Annotated in this window: 21 protein-coding genes; 16 read left to right on the plus strand and 5 right to left on the minus strand. The window is 66.1% G+C overall.

Annotated elements, in window-relative coordinates:
* Positions 1–34: 34 nt before the first annotated feature.
* On the minus strand, positions 35–757 hold the full coding sequence (locus GOSPT_RS02075; protein WP_039854395.1) for an MSMEG_1198 family transcriptional regulator: 723 nt from the start codon (positions 755–757) through the stop codon (positions 35–37).
* 244 nt (positions 758–1,001) lie between these two features.
* Between GOSPT_RS02075 and GOSPT_RS02080 the strand changes: the two genes are divergently transcribed.
* The 7 genes from GOSPT_RS02080 (at position 1,002) to GOSPT_RS02110 (ending at position 7,638) form a co-directional block, all read left to right on the plus strand.
* Positions 1,002–1,616, plus strand: a complete 615-nt coding sequence (locus GOSPT_RS02080) for a helix-turn-helix transcriptional regulator (RefSeq protein ID WP_141630779.1) — start codon at positions 1,002–1,004, stop codon at positions 1,614–1,616.
* Positions 1,617–1,673: 57 nt separating this feature from the next.
* Positions 1,674–2,603 (plus strand): quinone oxidoreductase family protein, encoded by a 930-nt coding sequence (locus GOSPT_RS02085; RefSeq protein WP_005202420.1) that lies wholly within the window; start codon positions 1,674–1,676, stop codon positions 2,601–2,603.
* Positions 2,604–2,630: 27 nt separating this feature from the next.
* Positions 2,631–4,040, plus strand: a complete 1,410-nt coding sequence (locus GOSPT_RS02090; RefSeq protein ID WP_039854397.1) for an acyl-CoA synthetase — start codon at positions 2,631–2,633, stop codon at positions 4,038–4,040.
* Positions 4,041–4,153: 113 nt separating this feature from the next.
* The gene (locus GOSPT_RS02095) at positions 4,154–4,945 is read left to right on the plus strand and encodes an HNH endonuclease family protein (RefSeq protein WP_083837445.1); all 792 of its coding nucleotides are present in this window, start codon (positions 4,154–4,156) and stop codon (positions 4,943–4,945) included.
* A 248-nt stretch (positions 4,946–5,193) separates the two neighbouring features.
* Positions 5,194–5,769: a TerD family protein gene (locus tag GOSPT_RS02100; RefSeq protein WP_005202423.1), complete on the plus strand. Its 576-nt coding sequence runs from the start codon at positions 5,194–5,196 to the stop codon at positions 5,767–5,769.
* A 131-nt stretch (positions 5,770–5,900) separates the two neighbouring features.
* A complete protein-coding gene (locus GOSPT_RS02105) occupies positions 5,901–7,100 on the plus strand; it encodes a DUF475 domain-containing protein (protein WP_005202424.1) in 1,200 nt (399 codons plus the stop codon).
* On the plus strand, positions 7,030–7,638 hold the full coding sequence (locus tag GOSPT_RS02110; protein WP_005202425.1) for a TerD family protein: 609 nt from the start codon (positions 7,030–7,032) through the stop codon (positions 7,636–7,638). Before GOSPT_RS02105 ends, GOSPT_RS02110 begins: the two co-directional genes overlap by 71 nt.
* Positions 7,639–7,729: 91 nt before the next feature.
* On the opposite strand, the gene GOSPT_RS02115 is transcribed toward GOSPT_RS02110, so the two are convergent.
* Genes GOSPT_RS02115 through GOSPT_RS02125 form a run of 3 tightly spaced genes read right to left on the minus strand, consistent with a single transcriptional unit; the run spans position 7,730 to position 9,826 of the window.
* Positions 7,730–8,494, minus strand: coding sequence for an AIM24 family protein (locus tag GOSPT_RS02115; protein WP_005202426.1), 765 nt, complete (start codon positions 8,492–8,494; stop codon positions 7,730–7,732).
* A complete protein-coding gene (locus GOSPT_RS02120; RefSeq protein ID WP_005202427.1) occupies positions 8,491–9,198 on the minus strand; it encodes an AIM24 family protein in 708 nt (235 codons plus the stop codon). The genes GOSPT_RS02115 and GOSPT_RS02120 overlap by 4 nt, the downstream gene beginning before the upstream one ends.
* A gap of 7 nt (positions 9,199–9,205) precedes the next feature.
* Complete coding sequence (locus GOSPT_RS02125) at positions 9,206–9,826, minus strand: AIM24 family protein (protein ID WP_005202429.1); 621 nt, start codon at positions 9,824–9,826, stop codon at positions 9,206–9,208.
* A 49-nt stretch (positions 9,827–9,875) separates the two neighbouring features.
* On the opposite strand from GOSPT_RS02125, the gene GOSPT_RS02130 reads away from it, so the two are divergent.
* From GOSPT_RS02130 to GOSPT_RS02155, 6 genes are read left to right on the plus strand one after another with little or no spacing between them, the layout of a single operon-like run.
* Entirely contained in the window at positions 9,876–11,057 is a 1,182-nt protein-coding gene (locus GOSPT_RS02130) for a hypothetical protein (protein WP_245548677.1), read from the plus strand.
* Entirely contained in the window at positions 11,054–12,256 is a 1,203-nt protein-coding gene (locus GOSPT_RS02135; RefSeq protein WP_005202443.1) for an HpcH/HpaI aldolase/citrate lyase family protein, read from the plus strand. The genes GOSPT_RS02130 and GOSPT_RS02135 overlap by 4 nt, the downstream gene beginning before the upstream one ends.
* Positions 12,253–13,581, plus strand: coding sequence for a phosphoribosyltransferase family protein (locus GOSPT_RS02140; RefSeq protein WP_005202444.1), 1,329 nt, complete (start codon positions 12,253–12,255; stop codon positions 13,579–13,581). Before GOSPT_RS02135 ends, GOSPT_RS02140 begins: the two co-directional genes overlap by 4 nt.
* Positions 13,578–14,720, plus strand: coding sequence for a cysteine protease StiP family protein (locus tag GOSPT_RS02145; RefSeq protein WP_005202445.1), 1,143 nt, complete (start codon positions 13,578–13,580; stop codon positions 14,718–14,720). Before GOSPT_RS02140 ends, GOSPT_RS02145 begins: the two co-directional genes overlap by 4 nt.
* Entirely contained in the window at positions 14,717–15,556 is an 840-nt protein-coding gene (locus tag GOSPT_RS02150) for an HAD family hydrolase (protein ID WP_005202446.1), read from the plus strand. The genes GOSPT_RS02145 and GOSPT_RS02150 overlap by 4 nt, the downstream gene beginning before the upstream one ends.
* Positions 15,553–16,788: a TerD family protein gene (locus GOSPT_RS02155; RefSeq protein WP_039854400.1), complete on the plus strand. Its 1,236-nt coding sequence runs from the start codon at positions 15,553–15,555 to the stop codon at positions 16,786–16,788. The genes GOSPT_RS02150 and GOSPT_RS02155 overlap by 4 nt, the downstream gene beginning before the upstream one ends.
* 33 nt (positions 16,789–16,821) lie before the next feature.
* Here the strand turns inward: GOSPT_RS02155 and GOSPT_RS02160 are convergent, their stop codons facing one another.
* Positions 16,822–17,325 (minus strand): LURP-one-related/scramblase family protein, encoded by a 504-nt coding sequence (locus tag GOSPT_RS02160; RefSeq protein ID WP_039854418.1) that lies wholly within the window; start codon positions 17,323–17,325, stop codon positions 16,822–16,824.
* 1 nt (position 17,326) lies between these two features.
* On the opposite strand from GOSPT_RS02160, the gene GOSPT_RS23525 reads away from it, so the two are divergent.
* The 3 genes from GOSPT_RS23525 to GOSPT_RS02170 are packed head-to-tail and all read left to right on the plus strand — an operon-like array spanning position 17,327 to position 18,276.
* Positions 17,327–17,542: a hypothetical protein gene (locus GOSPT_RS23525; protein ID WP_141630780.1), complete on the plus strand. Its 216-nt coding sequence runs from the start codon at positions 17,327–17,329 to the stop codon at positions 17,540–17,542.
* A gap of 27 nt (positions 17,543–17,569) precedes the next feature.
* Positions 17,570–17,947 (plus strand): YidH family protein, encoded by a 378-nt coding sequence (locus GOSPT_RS02165; protein ID WP_005202450.1) that lies wholly within the window; start codon positions 17,570–17,572, stop codon positions 17,945–17,947.
* A complete protein-coding gene (locus GOSPT_RS02170; RefSeq protein WP_005202452.1) occupies positions 17,944–18,276 on the plus strand; it encodes a DUF202 domain-containing protein in 333 nt (110 codons plus the stop codon). The genes GOSPT_RS02165 and GOSPT_RS02170 overlap by 4 nt, the downstream gene beginning before the upstream one ends.
* The last annotated feature ends 27 nt before the right edge of the window (positions 18,277–18,303 follow it).

Here is an 18,303-nt window from a genome sequence, read left to right on the forward strand (position 1 = left end):
CCTTCAGCCCGGTGTCACGACCAGGCAGCGACGCTCACGCCTGCAGCGACAACACGTCTTCGTGTCCGTGTCGTCGGCACCAGCTCACGATGTAGCGCGCGTGCAGGCCGCACCATCGGTACACCGACGCCTGGGTGAGCGGTAGGCGGTCGTCGTGTTCGCCGCGCTCGAGCATCAGCGGACCGAGGTAGTGGCTGGTCACCTTGTTCGCCGTATTCGTCGACACCTTCGCGACCGACGCCAGGGTCGCGTTGTCCGACGCATTTCCCGCGGCAATGGCGCCCGCCATGCGCGCCGCCGTGATCCCGCGCCTGCCGGAGAACAACTCGTACAGCGCCGGATGAGTCGGCGAGGGCACCCGGTCGTCGAGCTTCGCGCCGTGAGCGACGGTGCGCAGCGCCGCGATCAGCGAGCCGAATCCGTCGGCCTTGGCGACGACGCCCCAGACATCCGGCCGCAGCCGCGCTTCTTCGAGATGATCGATCTCCATGGAGTGCCCCTGCGTGGCCAACAGCACCGGCGCAAGACGATTGGAATGGTGGAGGCCGTCGAGAACGTCGAGACCGTCGAATGTCCACTCGATGTCGGGGCGATTCCAGATGAGGTCGGCGGAAACGACGTCGAACCGAACACGACCGGACACGCTACGGACGAATTCGTCCTGGTCACTGGCCACGACGACGGTGGCTCCCTCGACCGCTGCACGCACCGGCTCGGCGACTACGTGCCCAAGCGGTGACGCGATCAGGATGCGCATCCCTTCCACGGCAGCTCCCTCTTGAGTCGTAAATGCATGCGCGATTACGCATGCTGAGATAATTTTCATGCGTGATATCGCATGGAGATGTCAGCTTCAGGCGTTTTCGTGCGTGATCCTCGCACACAAATGTCATCACAAGTGCTGACTTGCGCGGACGGCGGGGGCAGCATTCTTTATGCTCGGTTTGCCCGAGTACATCAAGTGCACACTCGCGCGCAGCGCATTTTCCGGGGAGAACTCAATGACTGCCGACGTCGTCAGCGAACTCGACACTGCAGCGGTGGATGCCGCACGGACCGCCCCCACGGCAGTCATCATCGCCGAACACGACGTCATCGACTCGGCGCTCGCGGTCTTCGTCGAGGACGCCGGACATCGCGCAGTCATCATCGACCTCGACAACGCGACCGATTCACTCGGCGGACTCGACGCCCCCGGCATCACGATTGTGCGATCCGCGCGGCGCATCGCCCAGGTCAGATCCATCCGCGCCCTCAACGGCACCGTGATCGGAGCGATCGGTGTGCCTGTCTCGGACGCGCGCAGCATCGACATCACCGACCCCGGCCACGCACTCGACGTCTTGGCCGCGCTGGCCGGAAAGTCGGAGTCTGCACAACCCCGAATCCCCCGCATCCACCTCACCGAACGCGAGCGCGAGGTCCTCACCGCCTACGTCCTCGGTGCAACGCTGCGCGAGACGGCTCGCCGATTCTTCATCGCCGAGAGCACGGCCCGCGAACACTACCGCCGGGTGCGGCAGCGCTACCTCAACGCCGGCCGACCCGTCTCGAACAAGGCAGAGCTGCTGCTGGCACTCATCGGCGACGGCTGGGTGCGGCCCGAGCAACTCTGACCCAGGACTGCCGCGAGAGAGCGTCGACGCCCCCGCGCTCATCAGTAGTGTTGAACCATGCGCGTGCAACGGTGGGTGGCGACCGGCCCCGGGGGTCTCGACGACTTCGCATTCATCGACGATCAGCTCCGTCCACCTGGCCCGGGCGAGGTCAGCATCGAAGTTCTCGCCGCAGGTGTCAATCCGGCGGACCTCAAGCACACACTGACCGCGTCGGACCTTCCCGTCCCCATCGGCTACGAGGTGTCCGGAGTGATAGCGGCACTCGGGCCGGGCACCGAGATCGCCTCTGGCGCAGCATCTCCGGGCGACGACGTCCTCGCATTCCGCGTCTATGGCGGATACGCGACCGCGCTGACGGTGCCCGCGGAGAAGGTGTTCGCAAGACCTTCGACGGTCGACGACGCCTCGGCAGCAAACCTGCTGCTCGCGGGCACGACCGCGGCGGACATGCTCCGAGCGTCCCGCGCGGCGACCGGCGATACGATCCTCCTGCACGGGGCGTCGGGCGCGGTCGGCATGGCGGTGTTGCAACTCGCACTGCTGCGCGGCATCACCGTGATCGGCACGGCGAGCCCGCGCAGTTTTGAGCGGGTCGTCGAATTCGGTGGTCTCCCAGTCGAATACGGGCCGGGGCTGGCCGATCGAGTCCGCGCGCTGGCCCCGAATGGCGTCGACGCCGCCCTCGACGCCGCGGGTACCGACGAGGCCATCGATACATCCGAGGAGTTGGTCGCCGACCGTTCACGCATCGTCACGATCGTGGCGCGCGACCGTGCCAAGACAGACGGATTCGTGGCCCTCGGCGGCACGCAGCCCGAGAGTGCCGCCTACCGCGATTCGGTCCGGGCGGAGTTGATCGCACATGCCGCGGCGGGCGACCTGGTGGTTCCGGTCGCACACACCTTCCATCTGTCGCAGGCGCGTGCGGCACTCGAACTCGTCTCTGGTGGGCACGCGGGCGGCAAAGTCGCGTTGCTGGTGTGAGCGTGCAGGTGTGGCACAGTGAGAGACGTGTTGTTGCCCTACCTTGTCCCCGCCGCCCCCGATGACCCCGCCGCGGTCACCGTCGGCGACGATGTGGCATCACGCGAAGACCTCGTCGGCGCGGCAACCGCTGTCGCAGAACGGATTCGCGGAGCACGCACACTGGCCGTGCTCGCCCATCCGACGATCGACACCGTGCTCGCCGTCGTCGGCGGTCTCATCGCGGGTGTTCCGATCGTTCCCGTGCCGCCGGATTCCGGTCCTCGCGAACTCGAGCACATTCTGACCGACTCGGGTGCACAGGCGTGGCTCGGCGCCGCACCCGATTCGACGCCACTGCCGGTGATCCCGATCCGACGCTTCGCCCGCTCGTGGCATTCGCATCCCGAGCCGCCCGGCGAGTCGACCGCGCTGATCCTCTACACCTCGGGCACGACGGGACTGCCGAAGGGCGTGCCGATCACACGCCGCGCGATCGCCGCGGGACTCGACGCGCTGGCCGATGCCTGGGCGTGGACCGCCGACGACACCCTCGCGCACGGCTTACCACTGTTTCACGTCCACGGGCTGATCCTCGGCGTCTTGGGCCCACTTCGCCGCGGCGGCAGGCTGATTCACACCGTCAAGCCCACCCCCGCCGGATACGCCGCCGCGGCCGCTGACGGCGCATCGATGTTCTTCGGCGTTCCGACGGTCTGGACACGTATCGGTGCCGATCCTGCTGCAGCGCAGTCGCTTTCCTCCGCACGGCTACTCGTGTCGGGAAGTGCCCCGCTGCCCGTCCCGGTGTTCGACAGGATTCGTGAACTGACCGGACACGAGATCGTCGAACGATACGGCATGACCGAGACCATGATCACCGTGTCGACGCGATTCGACGGCGAGCGCAGACCAGGATGGGTGGGAATGCCGCTGCGCGGCGTCGAAACACGGCTGCGCAGCGGCGAGATCAATTCCAGTACAACAGATCTGCCGCACGACGGCGAGTCCGTCGGCGACCTTCACGTGCGCGGACCGATGGTCGGGTCGGGATACCTGAACCGACCGGAGGCCACGGCCGAGAGTTGGCTCTCCGACGGCTGGTTCGCCACGGGCGACGTCGCGGTGATCGGCGAGGACGGCATGCACCGTATCGTCGGACGCGCGTCGACCGATCTGATCAAGTCGGGCGGATTCCGTGTCGGCGCAGGCGAAATCGAAACCGTCCTCCTCGGACACCCCGCTGTCGACGAGGTCGCCGTGATCGGTGTTCCCGACGACGACCTCGGCCAACGAATCGTCGCCTATGTCGTCGGGTCGGCAGTCCCCGACGACGAGCTCATCGGGCTGGTAGCCACCGAGCTGTCGCATCACAAGCGTCCCAGAGAGATTCGACGCGTCGACTCTCTACCACGCAACGCGATGGGCAAGGTACAGAAAAAGCTGTTGGCGCAGTGAGCAATCCGTTCGGCCCTCCCGACTCGTCGCCCCCCGACACCTCCCACTGGACGACGCGGCCCGCCCCCACACCAGAGCCCTCATCCGAACGGCCCTCTCCCCCGCGACGGCGGATGCGACTGTGGCCGCTGCTCGTCGCGGCGCTTGTGGCGCTGGTGGTGTTGGTGGTCGTCGTCGTGTTGGTCGCCACCGGTCCGGCGCCCGACGCGCAAACCGCCGCACCGGCTTCGGACACCCGCTCGGCCCAACCGACTCCTTCGCCCGAGCCGAGCGCCGCCACGACGTCGCCAACCACAACGTCGATCGATGCCTCGCCGCTCAGTCCCGAGGCCGCAGAGGCGTTGGCCACGCTCGGCGAGCTCGCGGTCAAGGGCCGGGCGCCGCGTACCGGGTATGCGCGGTCGCAGTTCGGACAGACGTGGTCGGACGACGTCAACGTCGAGTCAGGCCACAACGGGTGCGACACCCGCAACGACATCCTGAAGCGCGACCTCACCGGCGTCGAGTTCGCGCCGGGAACGAGGGACTGCGTGGTGGTCGCCGGAGTCCTGAACGATCCGTACAGCGGACGCACCGTCGATTTCCGACGCGGCGCCGAGTCGTCGATGGTGCAGATCGACCACGTGGTCTCGCTGTCGAACGCATGGCAGACCGGCGCACAGGCGCTGACCCTCGACCAGCGCACAGACCTCGCAAACGACCCGCGCAACCTGCAGGCGACCTACGGGCCGTTGAACCAGCAGAAGGGTGCGGGTGACGCGGCGACATGGCTACCGCCGGCCAAGGCGTACCGCTGCACATACGCCGCACGGCAGATCCGCGTCAAGAAGACGTACTCACTGTGGGTCACCCCGCCCGAGCGGGACGCACTCGCCCGCATCCTGGATGGGTGCACGCGAGCCTGAGCCGGCCTCGGATTGGACCACCGCCTGTGTGCGACCACCGCCTCTATTCGACCATCGTCGGCCCACGGCGCTCCGCCACGCGAGATCGACATCATTCCCTCGGCCTACGGACAGCCGGCTTCTATGTTCTCGTCGGATAACCGTAGGTAGGGTGGCGGGCGCGTCGGCATTATGTCCGACTTGTCACTTACGATGTGACCGTCATTCGACAGTGGCTCCCGCCACAACGCGGCAGAAAGGCACGAAACATGGGCGTCAGCCTGACCAAGGGTGGAAACGTATCGCTGACCAAGGAGGCTCCGGGCCTCACGGCTGTCGCAGTCGGACTCGGCTGGGACGCGCGGACCACCACCGGAGTCGAATTCGACCTCGACGCCAGCGCGATCGCGTGCGGCACCGACAAGCGAGTTCTCTCCGACCAGCACTTCGTGTTCTTCAACAACCTCCGCTCGCCGGAGGGCTCCATCGAGCACGCCGGCGACAACACGACCGGTGAGGGCGACGGCGACGACGAGGTCATCAACGTCGACCTCGCGGGCACCCCGCCGAACATCGATTCCATCGTCTTCCCGGTCTCGATCTACGACGCCGACTCGCGTAGTCAGTCGTTCGGCCAGGTCCGCAACGCCTACATCCGAGTCGTCAATCGCGCGAACGGCTCCGAGATCGCCCGCTACGACCTGTCCGAGGACGCGTCGACCGAAACCGCCATGGTCTTCGGCGAGCTCTACCGCAACGGTGCTGACTGGAAGTTCCGTGCTGTCGGCCAGGGCTACGCGTCGGGCCTCGCGGGCATCGCCCGCGACTTCGGCGTCAACGTCTGACCCACGTCCAGCCATGTCACGATGCCGCGCCTGGCATACACAGGCGCGGCATCTGGCTGTCTGACTGCGTGCACCCGGCAGCGGGACGCGCGATCTCCCTACTTCGGTGATGCAAGAAAGGCCGCTCCACCGTGATCTTCCGAATATTCGGACTGTCCATCGCCATCACGATCGTTTCGTTGGTGGTCGCATTCATCTATGGCGGCCCGACCGCCCTGTTCCTCACACTCATCCTCGGCATCCTCGAGGTGTCGCTCTCCTTCGACAATGCGGTCATCAACGCGACCGTGCTGCGACGTATGAGCGCGTTCTGGCAGAAGATCTTCTTGACCATCGGTGTGCTGATCGCGGTCTTCGGCATGCGGCTGGTGTTTCCGCTCGTGATCGTCTGGTTGAGCGCCAAGCTGAATCCCGTCGAGGCGCTGCGTCTCGCGCTCAACCCGCCGACCGACGGCTCCCCGACCTACGAGCAGATCATCACCGACGCGCACCCACAGATCGCGGCGTTCGGCGGCATGTTCCTGCTGATGCTGTTCCTCGGCTTCATCTTCGAGGAGAAGGAACTCCACTGGCTGCGGTGGATCGAGCGTCCGCTCGAACGCATCGGCAAGCTCGATCAACTCTCCGTTGTCGTCGCCGTCGTCATCCTCGTCATCACCGCTGAGTGGATCGCACCCGACGACGAACGTTCGACGGTGCTCTTCGCCGGCGTCCTCGGCATGATCACCTACATCCTGGTCAACGGGCTCGGCGAATTGTTCAACGCCCCGGAGGAACTCGAAGACGACGCCGAATCGGAATCACTTCCGCGCTCGGGTCCGAGCGAGCTCGCCAAGGCGACAGGCAAGGCAGGCTTCTTCCTCTTCCTCTACCTCGAGGTGCTCGACGCGTCGTTCTCGTTCGACGGCGTCATCGGAGCATTCGCCATCACCGCCGACCCGATCATCATCGCGTTGGGCCTCGGCTTCATCGGCGCGATGTTCGTGCGTTCGCTGACCGTCTTCCTCGTCCGTAAGGGCACGCTCAGCGAGTACGTCTACCTCGAGCACGGCGCTCACTGGGCGATCGGCGCCCTGGCGCTGATCCTCATGTATTCGATCGGCACCCACGTCCCCGAAGTGGTCACCGGCCTGGTCGGCGTGGTGCTCATCCTCGCGGCTTTGATCTCCAGCATCATTCGACGCCGCAACCACCCCGACGAAGACACAGAGAACGCCAGCTCGAGCACCGACGGCTCGACCACCCCGGAAGGAAAGTCCGATGACGGTCAACATGAACAAGGTGACGCTGAGCAAGTCGACCCCGACGGTGTCGCTCGCCAAAAGGGGTGACGGCCAGGGGAATATGCGCGTCAACCTCAACTGGGAACAGGGTTCCGGTGGAGGTCGGTTTTTCAAGCGTTCGGCGGGCGTCGACCTCGACCTCGGGGCCATGTACGAGCTCGCCGACGGCAGCAAGGGCGTCGTGCAGGCGCTGGGCAATTCGTTCGGTTCGCTCGATCGCGCGCCCTACATATTCCTCGACGGCGACGATCGCAGCGGAAGCAACACCGGCGGCGAGAACCTGCACATCAATCTCTCCGACATCGGACGCTTCCGTCGAATCCTGATCTTCGCCTACATCTACAAGGGCACGCCCAACTGGTCGTCGGCCAACGGCGTGGTGACGCTCTTCCCGAGTTCCGGACCGCAGGTCGAGGTTCGCTTGGATTCCGCGGACGACCGCGCGGTCTCGTGTGCCATCGCCATGCTCACCAGCAACGGCGGCGAGCTGAGCGTCAACCGCGAGGTGCGGTATATCCATGGCGCACAACGCGACATCGACCAGACCTACGGCTTCGGGATGAACTGGACAGCGGGCCGCAAGTAGCCCGCACATAAACGAGAACCCGGTTGCGACGACATTCGTTGTCGCAACCGGGTTCTGGTGTTCTATGCGGTAGGTCCGCAACAGCCGCGCCTCAGCCCTGCTGCTGCCCCAACTGCCGGGAGACCTGTTGGTTGATCTGTTGCAGACCCGACGTCGAGAGCCCGGGCAGCTGTCCCTGAATGGTGCGGACAATGGAGAAGTCGCTGCGAACCTTCTCACTCGACTGCACGAGAACCGTTCCGTTGCCGGTGAAGTCGAATTGCTGTTCCTCGCCCGACTGCACGCCCATCCGGTGTGCGGTTGCCCCGATGAGGTCGGTGACCCACGACTGATCGTAGTGATGGCTCGGCGACGGGCAATCTGCCCAGCCCACAAGCGCTTCCGGGTCGACCCGCACCGGAGGTTCGACGAACATGACCGGGCCGTTCGACGATGCGAGGAACTTTCCGGTGCCGATCAGGGTGAGGAAGCCGGGCACGATCGACTGCTTCAACGCCAGTTGCGGTTGGAACGCAAGGAGATTCGCGGCCCTGATCGTCAGGTTGCCGTCGTCGAGGTCGTAGGAATTGATGTTGTACCCGCGGTCGCCGATGATCAGCTTCCCGTGCCCCTCGGCCACCACGTAGTCGCCGAGATACAAAGGTGCAGAGAACTGTTGGGCCACCATGTGGAGGAGCTGGCCGTTCAATCCGTGCTGCAGTGAGGTGAACTTCATCTGCCCGTAGAACGCGATCATCGCGCCCTTCGACATGAACCATGGGGCGTTGAGGTCGATGCAGAACGAATAGTCGTTGCCCTCGATGTTGTCGTCCACAGGCAACGACATCGGATTCCACACGGTGTTGAGTGCGCTCACAACTTCTCCTCGGACGCCTGTACGTACACGGTTCCCTGCCCCGCGCACTGCAATTGCAGTGCTTCGCCACCGGTTCGGCCGACGTTGCGCCAACTCACGTTCGACGTCAGCGTGGTGGTCACCTGTCCCGCAGCCGCCACATACGCCTGGGGATCGACGGTGACGGGCGGACGGTCGGGGGCGACCCCGAGTTCGAAGACGCCGCCGTGGCCTAGGATCACCACCTGGCCCTGACCGGAGAGCTGGGTGGTGAACATGCCCTGGCCTGTCACCGCGCCCGCAGCGGCGGACCGCAGCGAACCGAACAGTCCGCCACCACCGCCTCCGCCGCCACCCTGAGCGGTCACCGACACCACGGACGCCTGCAGGCCGGACGTGTAGGCGAGCGTGCGTGACGCTTCGACCCGGATCAAGCCGCCGACCCTGCCGACGTCGACGATCTCCACCTCGATCCCCCGGAACCCGAAGTGCACGACTCCCTGTCCGCTGGCGAGGAGCGTCGACTCGTGTTCGCCTGCGAGTCGATGTCCGATCGCGCCGCCGATCCCCGACATCCCGCCCGATCCCGGCCCGACACCGGCGATCTGATGCGGCGCGAACCGCACGTCGCCCGTGTAGAACAGCATCGCCCCTCTGCGGGCGACCACCGGTCCGGACTGCGCGACGTCGACCGACACGACCTTGCTGTTGACCTTGGTGAACATGCTCCGCCTACCGTTCCGCCGGCTGGATCGACACCACGCCGGTTCCGTCCCAACGCAGCGAGAACGCTTCGCCACTGCCCTGCCCGATGGCCGAACGCCACGACACATCGGTCACGAACGACTGCGAGAGCGCGCCACGCGCACAGACGAACGCGTCGGGGTCGACGATCAGCGGATACTGCGGCGAGACCTCGAGGTGAATCAGCGGACCACCGTTCGACACGATGCCGACCTGGCCTGTTCCGCTGACCGTCGTGGTGAACAGTCCTTGGCCACTTGTCGCGCCGTGCATGCCCGCGAACGTGACGTTCGTCTGGAGGTTGCCGTTGAGCACCATCAGTTGCTGCGACTCCACCTGCAGCGTCTCACCGCTCAGTTCGATGATCGTCGTCTCCGCGGCGTTGTGCGCGAAGTAGACGACGCCGGTGCCGCCGGCCTCCATGAGTGACAGGGATTCGCCGGTTGCCCGACGCTTGATCCCGGCGACGAGTCCGTCGCCACCGCCGAACCCCGCGGATTTGAAACTGACCTGGCCCTCGTAGGCGACCATCGAACCGGAGAGCGCGCGAACCGAGGTGTTGTTCAGTCGCGCCTCGATCACCCGCTTGGATCGCTGTACCAGTTGCACGTTTATCCTCCCGTCGTACCCTGACGAAACTAGTCGATAGCATCAGACGGTGGGCAGTAGGTTCTGGCAGCGGGGAGAGCGTGGCAGCTCAGGCATGCCCGCCGACACCGCGGCGTCGGTCCAGCAGATGACCACAGCCTTCCTCGAGTCAGAGCAAACACTGAGCAGCATCGACGGCGCGGTCGCCACGGCTCACGAGATCGACCCACGAACGCGGCTGCGGGACGAGTGGAATGCATTGCGGGAGCGCTACTCCCAGGCGACCGGCGGCTACCTCGAGCTCTCGAACTCACCACGGCCCGCGCGGGGCGAACTCGCGCGGTGCACAGACGCGTTGCGGTCACTCCAGGTCGAGATGCAGCGTTTCGCCGCCGCCAACTCCGCCGAACTCGGCCGCGCGTCGCGTGCAGTCGACGAGGTCGCATCCCTCGAACGTCAGACCCAGGTCGCGGCGACGCAGCTGCGCGGGGTGTTGGCCCAAACGCCGGCATCCCTCACGACGCTGCACAGCGTTCGCCTCGCCACCGAGAGGTTCGACGCCGCGCTGACCGAACAGCGCACGGCGTCGGGCCTGCTCGCGAGGCGGGCAGCCGCTCAACGCGTGCTGGCCGCCCGCCAGTCGCTCGAGGACGCGCTCGCCGATGCGCCGTCGCTCACCGAGCGCGGCCAGCGGGTCATCCGCTCGGTCGACACACGCCGCAGCGGGATCGTGACCCGCGCGGAGCGCATGCCCGGCGAACTCTCGACCCTCCGCAGAGAGTTCAGCCTCGAGTGCTCGCTCGATCTGCAAGACAATGAGCAGGTCTACTCCCGGTTCCTCGACGCCGCCGATCACCGATTGGCACAGGCCCGATCGCACCTGTCCGACGCCCCTGACCTCGCCATCAGCGAGGCGCAAGCAGCGCGAGACGAACTCGACGGTGCAGAGCAGGCCGTGGATGCGGTCGCCGACAGGTTGCGTGGTCTGCGAGAGGTGCGCGCCGACCCCGGGGCCCTCGAACAGCGCGTGCGATTCCGCCTGCGAGACGCGCAACACTTCGCCGTCGATAACGCTCTGGTTGACGAATGGGGTTCAGTGCTCGATGCTCAGGCCGACCGAATTGTCCGTTCACGGAGTGCCCTCGACCGGGTACATCCCGACTACTGGACGTATTCCACGGAGTTGACCGAGATTGAGCGCCGCATCGTCGAGATCGTCGAGCGGATGAGGGGGCAGGTGGCCAGGCGATGACACTCACAACCGATGCGCCGAGTGCGAGTCGGGCAGGCAACGGCGCCAGGCACTTTCGTCATCTCCCTGCGTCGACGCGGGAACGATTGTTCGTCGCGCAACCGTCGCCGGTCTCCACGTCCTGGTCCACCGACCGTCTCGCCATCGCGCTCGGCGCCACCCTCTACGTGCCCGCGACGCGTCCCGACCTCGCCGAGGTGATCACACGCCGCCACGCCGACGGCGTCGTGTCGATGGTCATCGACCTCGAAGACGCGATCGCCGACGGTGATCAGGCCGCCGCCATCGAAAGCGCTGTGGACGCCCTGCGTCGACTCGATTCGACTGCCGCGGCCGAGATGATGCTGTTCGTTCGCGTCCGCTCGGCCGATCAGATCGCGACGATCAGCGAGGCGCTCGGCGCGACGAACTCGCTCATGGGATTCGTATGCCCGAAATTCGACGCCGAGAACGCACACGAGTTCTTGATTGCGGTGCGGGAGGCCGGTATTCGGGCCGGTAGGCACTTCTGGGCAATGCCGGTACTCGAGTCCGCGGGGATCGTTCACCGCGAGAGTCGCGAACACCACCTGTCGGTGATCGCCGACGCGGTCGACGAGCATCGATCTCGGGTGCTCGCCATCCGCATCGGCGCGACGGACATGTGCGGACTGTTCGGCATCCGCCGCGACCGCGACCTGACCATCTACGACGTCCGCGTCGCAGCCGACGCGATCGCCTCGATCATCAACCGGCTGGGACGATGCGACTCCGCCGGGCACATCGTCACCGGACCGGTCTGGGAGTACTTCGCCGATCACGAGCGACTGTTCAAGCCATCGCTTCGGCAGACCCCGTTCCAGGAGCAGGGTGCCGTGTGGTTTCGCAGCCAGTTGGTACGCAAAGACCTCGACGGTCTGCTGCGGGAGATCGCGCTCGATCGTGCGAACGGTATGCATGGCAAGACCGTGATCCACCCGACCCATGCGGCCGCGGTGCACGCACTCAGCGCGGTGACCCACGAGGAGTACCACGACGCACTCGACATCCTCGCCGCAGATGCCGGCGGCGTGCAGGCATCGACGTATCGGAACAAGATGAATGAGTCCAAGCCACACCGCAATTGGGCGTCGCGCGTGATCGACCGGGCCGCCGTGTTCGGGGTCACCCACCCCGGCGTCGGCTTCGTCGACCTCCTCACCGCGATGGATCTCTCGTGACAACTACCAGTTCACGCGCAGCGCGCGCCTTCGACTCCGCGGGCGCCCCGAGCAGCTGGGTCGCCGACACGTTCGGGGTGAGAATCGCAGACACGACTGTCGACGCTCAATCCGGTTGGAGCATGGACGAACTCGTCGTCCTCGGTCTGCGCCGCAATCGCAGGCGGGCACACCTGCTCGTGTCGACGGTCCTCGGCAAACACATCCCCACCCCGCCCGAACGTGTCCGACGGGCCGCAGACGACCTCGCAGCGCTCGTCCGCCACCGCATCGGCGCCGACGCGGCCGAGAAGTCGACGGTCCTCGGGTTCGCGGAGACGGCAACGGGTCTGGGTCACTGCGTCTTCCATGCGCTCGATGCCCACGCGTACCTGCACTCCACCCGTCGGCGCCCACCGGGCGCGCTCACCGTCGGATCGTTCGAAGAGGGCCATTCGCACGCGACAACCCATCTGCTGCAGCCGAGTTCGATCGACGTGCTGTCCGCCGACCCCGACAGTCCGTTGATCCTCGTCGACGACGAGATCTCCACCGGGGCAACCGCGCTACGGGCCATCACCGCGCTCTATGAAGCCACCGGCAGACGTGACTTTGTGATCGCGTCACTCGTCGACCTGCGATCACCCGAACATCGGCAAGCCACAGACGATTTCGCGTCCGGCAACGACGTTCGGATCGAGTACGTGTCGCTCGCGCAGGGCAGCATCGACCTTCCGGCAGGGCTCACCGATGCCGTGTGGGAGACGCCGTCGACGGAGCTCAACCCACTCGGGGCCCGAGGTGAGGTCATCACGGTGACGCTGCCGTGGCCCACCGATGTGCCCGAGGGTGGTCGTCACGGCTTCCTACGCTCGGACACACAGGAATTCACCAACGCTGTCGACGACGCGGTGGCAGCACTGCTGCCCGAACTCGACTCGTCGAAGAGCACCGTGGTGGTGGGTCACGAAGAACTGATGTACCTGCCGCTCTGCATCGCCGAGGGGCTGGCCCAGGCCGGAATCCCCACGACGTTCCAGACCACCACGCGCTCACCCGCGTTCGTCCGCGACGTCGACGGGTATCCGCTGCGCCGTGGCCTGACCTTCACCGCGCCCGAACACGACCCGGGGACACCGCGATTCGTCTACAACCTGCTCGACCCCGACGGCTCGCCCGACCTTCCGCGCATCGTGTTGATCATCGACGACCCCGCCGACACCCCCGACCTCACGGCGCCGGGCGGGGTGCTCGACGTGATGACTGCGGCAGGCCACGACGTCGTCGTCGCGAAAGTCGTCGCCACAGGCCAAAGTGCGCTGCGCGACGCTCGGAGCGCACCGTGACGGCTCAGCGAGTCACCACAGAGGGAGCGCGGAACGCCGAGCTACGCGGCCCGGAGTTCGGCTCCTACACACCCGATGAGGTGACCTGGCTTCTCAAAGACCTCTCGCACCTCGACCTCGAGGCCGACCTTGCCGTACGCGAACGCCGAATTCAATCGGGCACAGCGCATTACGCGGAGTCGCTGCCCATCGAATACCAGCCGGGGGCCGCATACCAGCAGTTGTTCGCCGACACCCTCGACGACTCGGCGCAGCGACTCGCACACGCAGTCGGCGTCGTCGGCGAACTGATCATCGCCGAGCGTCATCGCGAACCGACGCTGGTGTCACTCGCGCGAGCGGGCACGCCGGTCGGGATTCTCCTGAGACGCTGGCTGAACCATGTTCACGATTGGGCCGCACCGCATTACACGATCTCGATAGTCCGGGACCGCGGCATCGACACGGTCGCCCTCGACCACATCACCGACCGCCACGACCCCGGATCACTGGTATTCGTCGACGGGTGGACAGGCAAGGGCGCCATCCAGTGCGAGCTGACAGAGGCGCTCGACGCCTACGCCCGAAGCGGTGGTCCACGCCTCGCCGACGAACTGGCCGTTCTCGCCGACCCCGGGTTCGCCACCACCACCTTCGGCACGCGCGACGACTTCCTCATCGCCTCGGCATGTTTGAATTCGACTGTCTCCGGACTGATTTCACGGACGGTTCTCAACGCCGCCCACATCGGCGCCGGCGAGTTCCACGGCGCCAAGTTCTATCGACACCTTGCCGAGCACGACATGTCGAACCGCTTCCTCGACGTCGTGTCGGCGCAGTTCGACGCGGTACGCGAGGATGTTGCCGCACACGTCGCGTCTCTGGACTCCGCTGATCGGACGCCGACTTGGGCGGGCTGGGAGTCCGTGGAGGCGATCCGCGCGGAGTACGGACTCTCGTCGGTGAACTTCGTCAAGCCGGGCGTCGGGGAGACCACACGGGTACTGCTGCGCCGCGTGCCGTGGCGAATTCTTGTGCGAGACAACGACCTACCCGAGCACCGCCACATTCGACTCCTTGCCGCCGAACGCGGGGTACCCGTCGAGGTGCGTGCCGACCTCGCGTACTCCTGCATGGGTCTGATCAAGGAGGACTCGTGACCGGATTGGTGGCGAGCGATCTGGACCGCACGCTCATCTATTCGCGTGACGCGATGGGGGAGAAGCAGTTTCGCGACGCCTCGCCCGTGTGCATCGAGATCTACCGCGACGCTCCGCTCTCGTACATGACGAGTTCGGCGATCACACTTCTCACCGATCTGCGTGCACACGCACCCTTCGTCCCGGTGACCACCCGCACGCCCGAACAGTTCGGCCGTGTTCAGCTGCCCGGAGGAACACCTCACTACAGCGTGGTCAGCAGTGGTGGCCGCATCCTCGTCGACGGCGTCGACGACCACGGGTGGCGCAGCGGCGTCGAACGCGCCGTGGCCGCCGGTTCCGCACCGCTCGATGAAGTTCTTGCGCGATTGGCCGTTGCGGCAGAAGAGGATTGGGTGAGCACGCTGCGCACCGCCGACGACCTGTTCTGCTACCTGGTCGTCGACACCGAGCGCCAGCCCGAGCACTTTCTGCCCGAGTGGGAGCAGTGGTGCGCCCAGCGCGGGTGGGTCGCCTCGCAGCAGGGTCGCAAGATCTACGCCGTGCCCGAGGCCGTCACCAAATCCGCAGCGGTAGCGGAGGTCTACCGGCGGTGCGTCGACGATGGTTCGATTTCTGCCGGCGCCCCGGTCTTCGCGGCGGGCGACGGCAGGCTCGACGTCGACCTGCTGCAGTTCGCCGATGCCGGCATTCGGCCCGCGCACGGCGAGTTGGCCGAGTTGGATTGGCAGCATCCGACGGTGACCGTCACGTCGCAGTCCGGTGCACTGGCAGGTGAAGAGATACTCGAATGGTTGCTGGACGCAGTGACCCGACAAGCAAGGACGGCGATATGACGACAGTGTTGTCGAAAGGCCAGAACGCACCCCTGCCCGCGGGCGAGGTGACTATTTCTGTGGATGTTGCTGCGCCGGTTGATCTCTCGGCCCTGCTCGTCACGCCCGACATGCGCGTACGCTCCGACGCCGACTTCGTCTTCTACAACCAGCCCACCGGAGCAGGCGTCACGTTGGCGCCCACCACCGGTCGGCAGACGCTACGGATCACACCCGCGGCAGTACCCGCGGAGATCCACGCCGTGCGCGCGGTAATCACACTCGACGACGCGTCGTCGTCGTTCGGTCGGACGCCACCGCCGGTCGCGCATGTCTTCGACGCCGCGGGCACCGAGCTATTCTCGTTCACCATCCCCGATCTGAGCAGCGAAACCGTCGTCGTGGCCGTCGAGGTGTATCGCCGGGACACGGGATGGAAGGTGCGCTCGATCGGTCAGGGCTACGCGGGCGGTTTCGCCGATCTCGTTCGGGACCACGGGGTTTCGGTCGACGACGCGCCTGCGGCTGCCGCGCCTGCTACACCACCCACTCCGCCTGCCGCTCCTGCGCCGGCCGCCCCGCCGTCACAGTTCACGCCGCCTCCCGCGCCGCCGCAGGCCGCCCCACCGCCGCAGCCCACCTCACCGCCGCAGCCAACCGAGATCAGCCTGTCCAAGAACAAGCGGGTCAACCTGGTGAAGGGCCAGAAGGTGACGTTACGCAAGGACGGCGGCGTCGCGCTCACCCTGGTGCGCATGGGACTCGGGTGGGACCCGGTCAAGCGCGGCTTCTTCGGCGGCGGGTCACAGAACATCGACCTCGACGCGTCGGTGATGATGTATTCGCGCGGTTCGCTCGCGGAGGCCATCTACTTCGGTCATCTTCGGAGCAGCGACAACTCGATCGTCCACTCCGGCGACAACTTGACCGGTGAAGGCGACGGCGACGACGAGGTGATCCGCGTCAACCTTCAGGCTGTCCCACCGCATATCGACAATCTCGCGTTCATCGTGACGTCGTACCGCGGGCAGACCTTCGAGGCGATCGACAACGCCTTCTGCCGTCTCGTCGACGACACGACCGGCGCCGAGTTGGCACGCTTCACGCTGCGGGGCGGCATGCCGTTCACCGGTGTGCTCATGGCCGTGATGTCGCGAAGCGGCGGGGACTGGAAGATGCGCGCCGTCGGCGACGGCTTCCAGGCCAAGACCCCGCGGGAGGCGGAAAGGTACCTCGGCCGGTACCTGGAGTAGGTCTGCACTGGGTGGGCGTGCACGGCCGGCGCGCTACGACGACCAGCTTGCGGCCGACGATGAGCTGGAAGCGTCGGCTCGAACGCGGTCGATGGCGACGACGAGCGAGATGATCATGGCTTCGAGCGCGTCGTCGAAGATGTCGACCTCGTAGGTGTCGCCCCAGCTGAGCAACTTCCTGCGAATACTGGCGACCCGTTCGCCATTGCGCGACACGTCGAAGGTCATGTCCCACCAGTCACCGGAGACGTCGAGCGCAGCACCCTCGATGAAGTACTTCGGCTTGAAGAAGCTGAACTCCTTGCGGATCGTCGCGACCTCGACGCCCTGCATCTCGACCGTGAACCGTGGCAAAAAACTGAACACGGTCTTCGTGATCTCCGCGATCGGAGCGCCTGATCTGTCAGTCACGGTGAAGTGCTTGGGGACCCGCATGAAGCTGCCCTGCACGTAGTAGCGCGGTTGCTCGGACTCGCCGAACACGGTGAACTGCTCGCCGACCGAGAAGACCTTCTGCTTGATATACAACCTCGACACGATGCACACCTTCCTCCGCGGTTCCGGCTACACCTCTACCCGCGGTTCCGACCACCCTAGCCAAACCCCGTCCCTACCCGGTCGACGCGAGGCGACGCCCCGTCGACGCGAGGTCACTGCCGACTGTGCGCTCGAGAATGCCGACTGGGCGCTCGAGAATGTCGACCGGGCGCTCGAGAATGTCGACCGGGCGCTTCTGAGCGTCGAGCGTGCATAGGCAGCGGCGATCGGCCACAGTGGGAAGGTGCCTGAGAACGCCACGAACGAGTCACCCTTCTCGCCGCCGGCGCGCGAGCCCGATTACCGTTTCACACTCGCAAATGAGCGCACCTTCCTCGCGTGGCAGCGCACAGCGCTCGGACTCCTCGCCGCTGCGATCGCCGCGTTGCAGTTCCTGCCCGATCCGACGCACCCCGCGTTTCGGTATGGACTCGGACTGGCTCTCGGGCTCCTCGCCGTCGTCGTATCCGCCGGCGGCCTGATCCGGTGGAAGCAGAACGACGACGCGATCCGACGCGAACAGCCGCTGCCGAGAAGTTCACTGATCGCGGTGCTGGGTGTCGCTCTGACCGTGATTGCGGCGGCCGCGGTCATCACGGCGTTGATCGTCGCGCGGCCATGAGTGATCGATCCGACCCCGCGATGCGCGCCGGATTACAACCGCAGCGCACCGACCTCGCATGGAGCAGAACGTCATTCGCGATTCTCGTCAATGGGCTTCTCGTCGCCGGTCGCGAGGTACTGCGACCGAGCTCGTCGCCTCTGATCTATGCGCTGTGTGGCGTCGCGGCAGTCGCCTCCGTCGTGGTCGCGGTCATTGGGCGTCGGCGTCGCCGAGTGCTCGGCGACAACTCCGCCCCATTGCACCGCTCGGACACGGCGGCCGTCATGACGACAGCTGCCGCGGTGTTGACGACGATCGTCGTGCTCCTCACCGCGGCGCTCGTGTAGGAACGGCGCGGTCGGCGGAGCGCTTGG

This window comes from Gordonia sputi NBRC 100414, from assembly GCF_000248055.1.
In the GTDB taxonomy this organism is placed as follows: domain Bacteria; phylum Actinomycetota; class Actinomycetes; order Mycobacteriales; family Mycobacteriaceae; genus Gordonia; species Gordonia sputi.

Bases quoted from the DNA above. Each gene is read 5' to 3' on its own strand.
- GOSPT_RS02075 (WP_039854395.1), bottom strand. From the start codon at position 757: ATGCGCATCCTGATCGCGTCACCGCTTGGGCACGTAGTCGCCGAGCCG.
- GOSPT_RS02080 (WP_141630779.1), top strand. From the start codon at position 1,002: ATGACTGCCGACGTCGTCAGCGAACTCGACACTGCAGCGGTGGATGCC.
- GOSPT_RS02085 (WP_005202420.1), top strand. From the start codon at position 1,674: ATGCGCGTGCAACGGTGGGTGGCGACCGGCCCCGGGGGTCTCGACGAC.
- GOSPT_RS02095 (WP_083837445.1), top strand. From the start codon at position 4,154: ATGCGACTGTGGCCGCTGCTCGTCGCGGCGCTTGTGGCGCTGGTGGTG.
- GOSPT_RS02100 (WP_005202423.1), top strand. From the start codon at position 5,194: ATGGGCGTCAGCCTGACCAAGGGTGGAAACGTATCGCTGACCAAGGAG.
- GOSPT_RS02110 (WP_005202425.1), top strand. From the start codon at position 7,030: ATGACGGTCAACATGAACAAGGTGACGCTGAGCAAGTCGACCCCGACG.
- GOSPT_RS02120 (WP_005202427.1), bottom strand. From the start codon at position 9,198: ATGTTCACCAAGGTCAACAGCAAGGTCGTGTCGGTCGACGTCGCGCAG.
- GOSPT_RS02135 (WP_005202443.1), top strand. From the start codon at position 11,054: ATGACACTCACAACCGATGCGCCGAGTGCGAGTCGGGCAGGCAACGGC.
- GOSPT_RS02155 (WP_039854400.1), top strand. From the start codon at position 15,553: ATGACGACAGTGTTGTCGAAAGGCCAGAACGCACCCCTGCCCGCGGGC.
- GOSPT_RS23525 (WP_141630780.1), top strand. From the start codon at position 17,327: ATGCACACCTTCCTCCGCGGTTCCGGCTACACCTCTACCCGCGGTTCC.
- GOSPT_RS02170 (WP_005202452.1), top strand. From the start codon at position 17,944: ATGAGTGATCGATCCGACCCCGCGATGCGCGCCGGATTACAACCGCAG.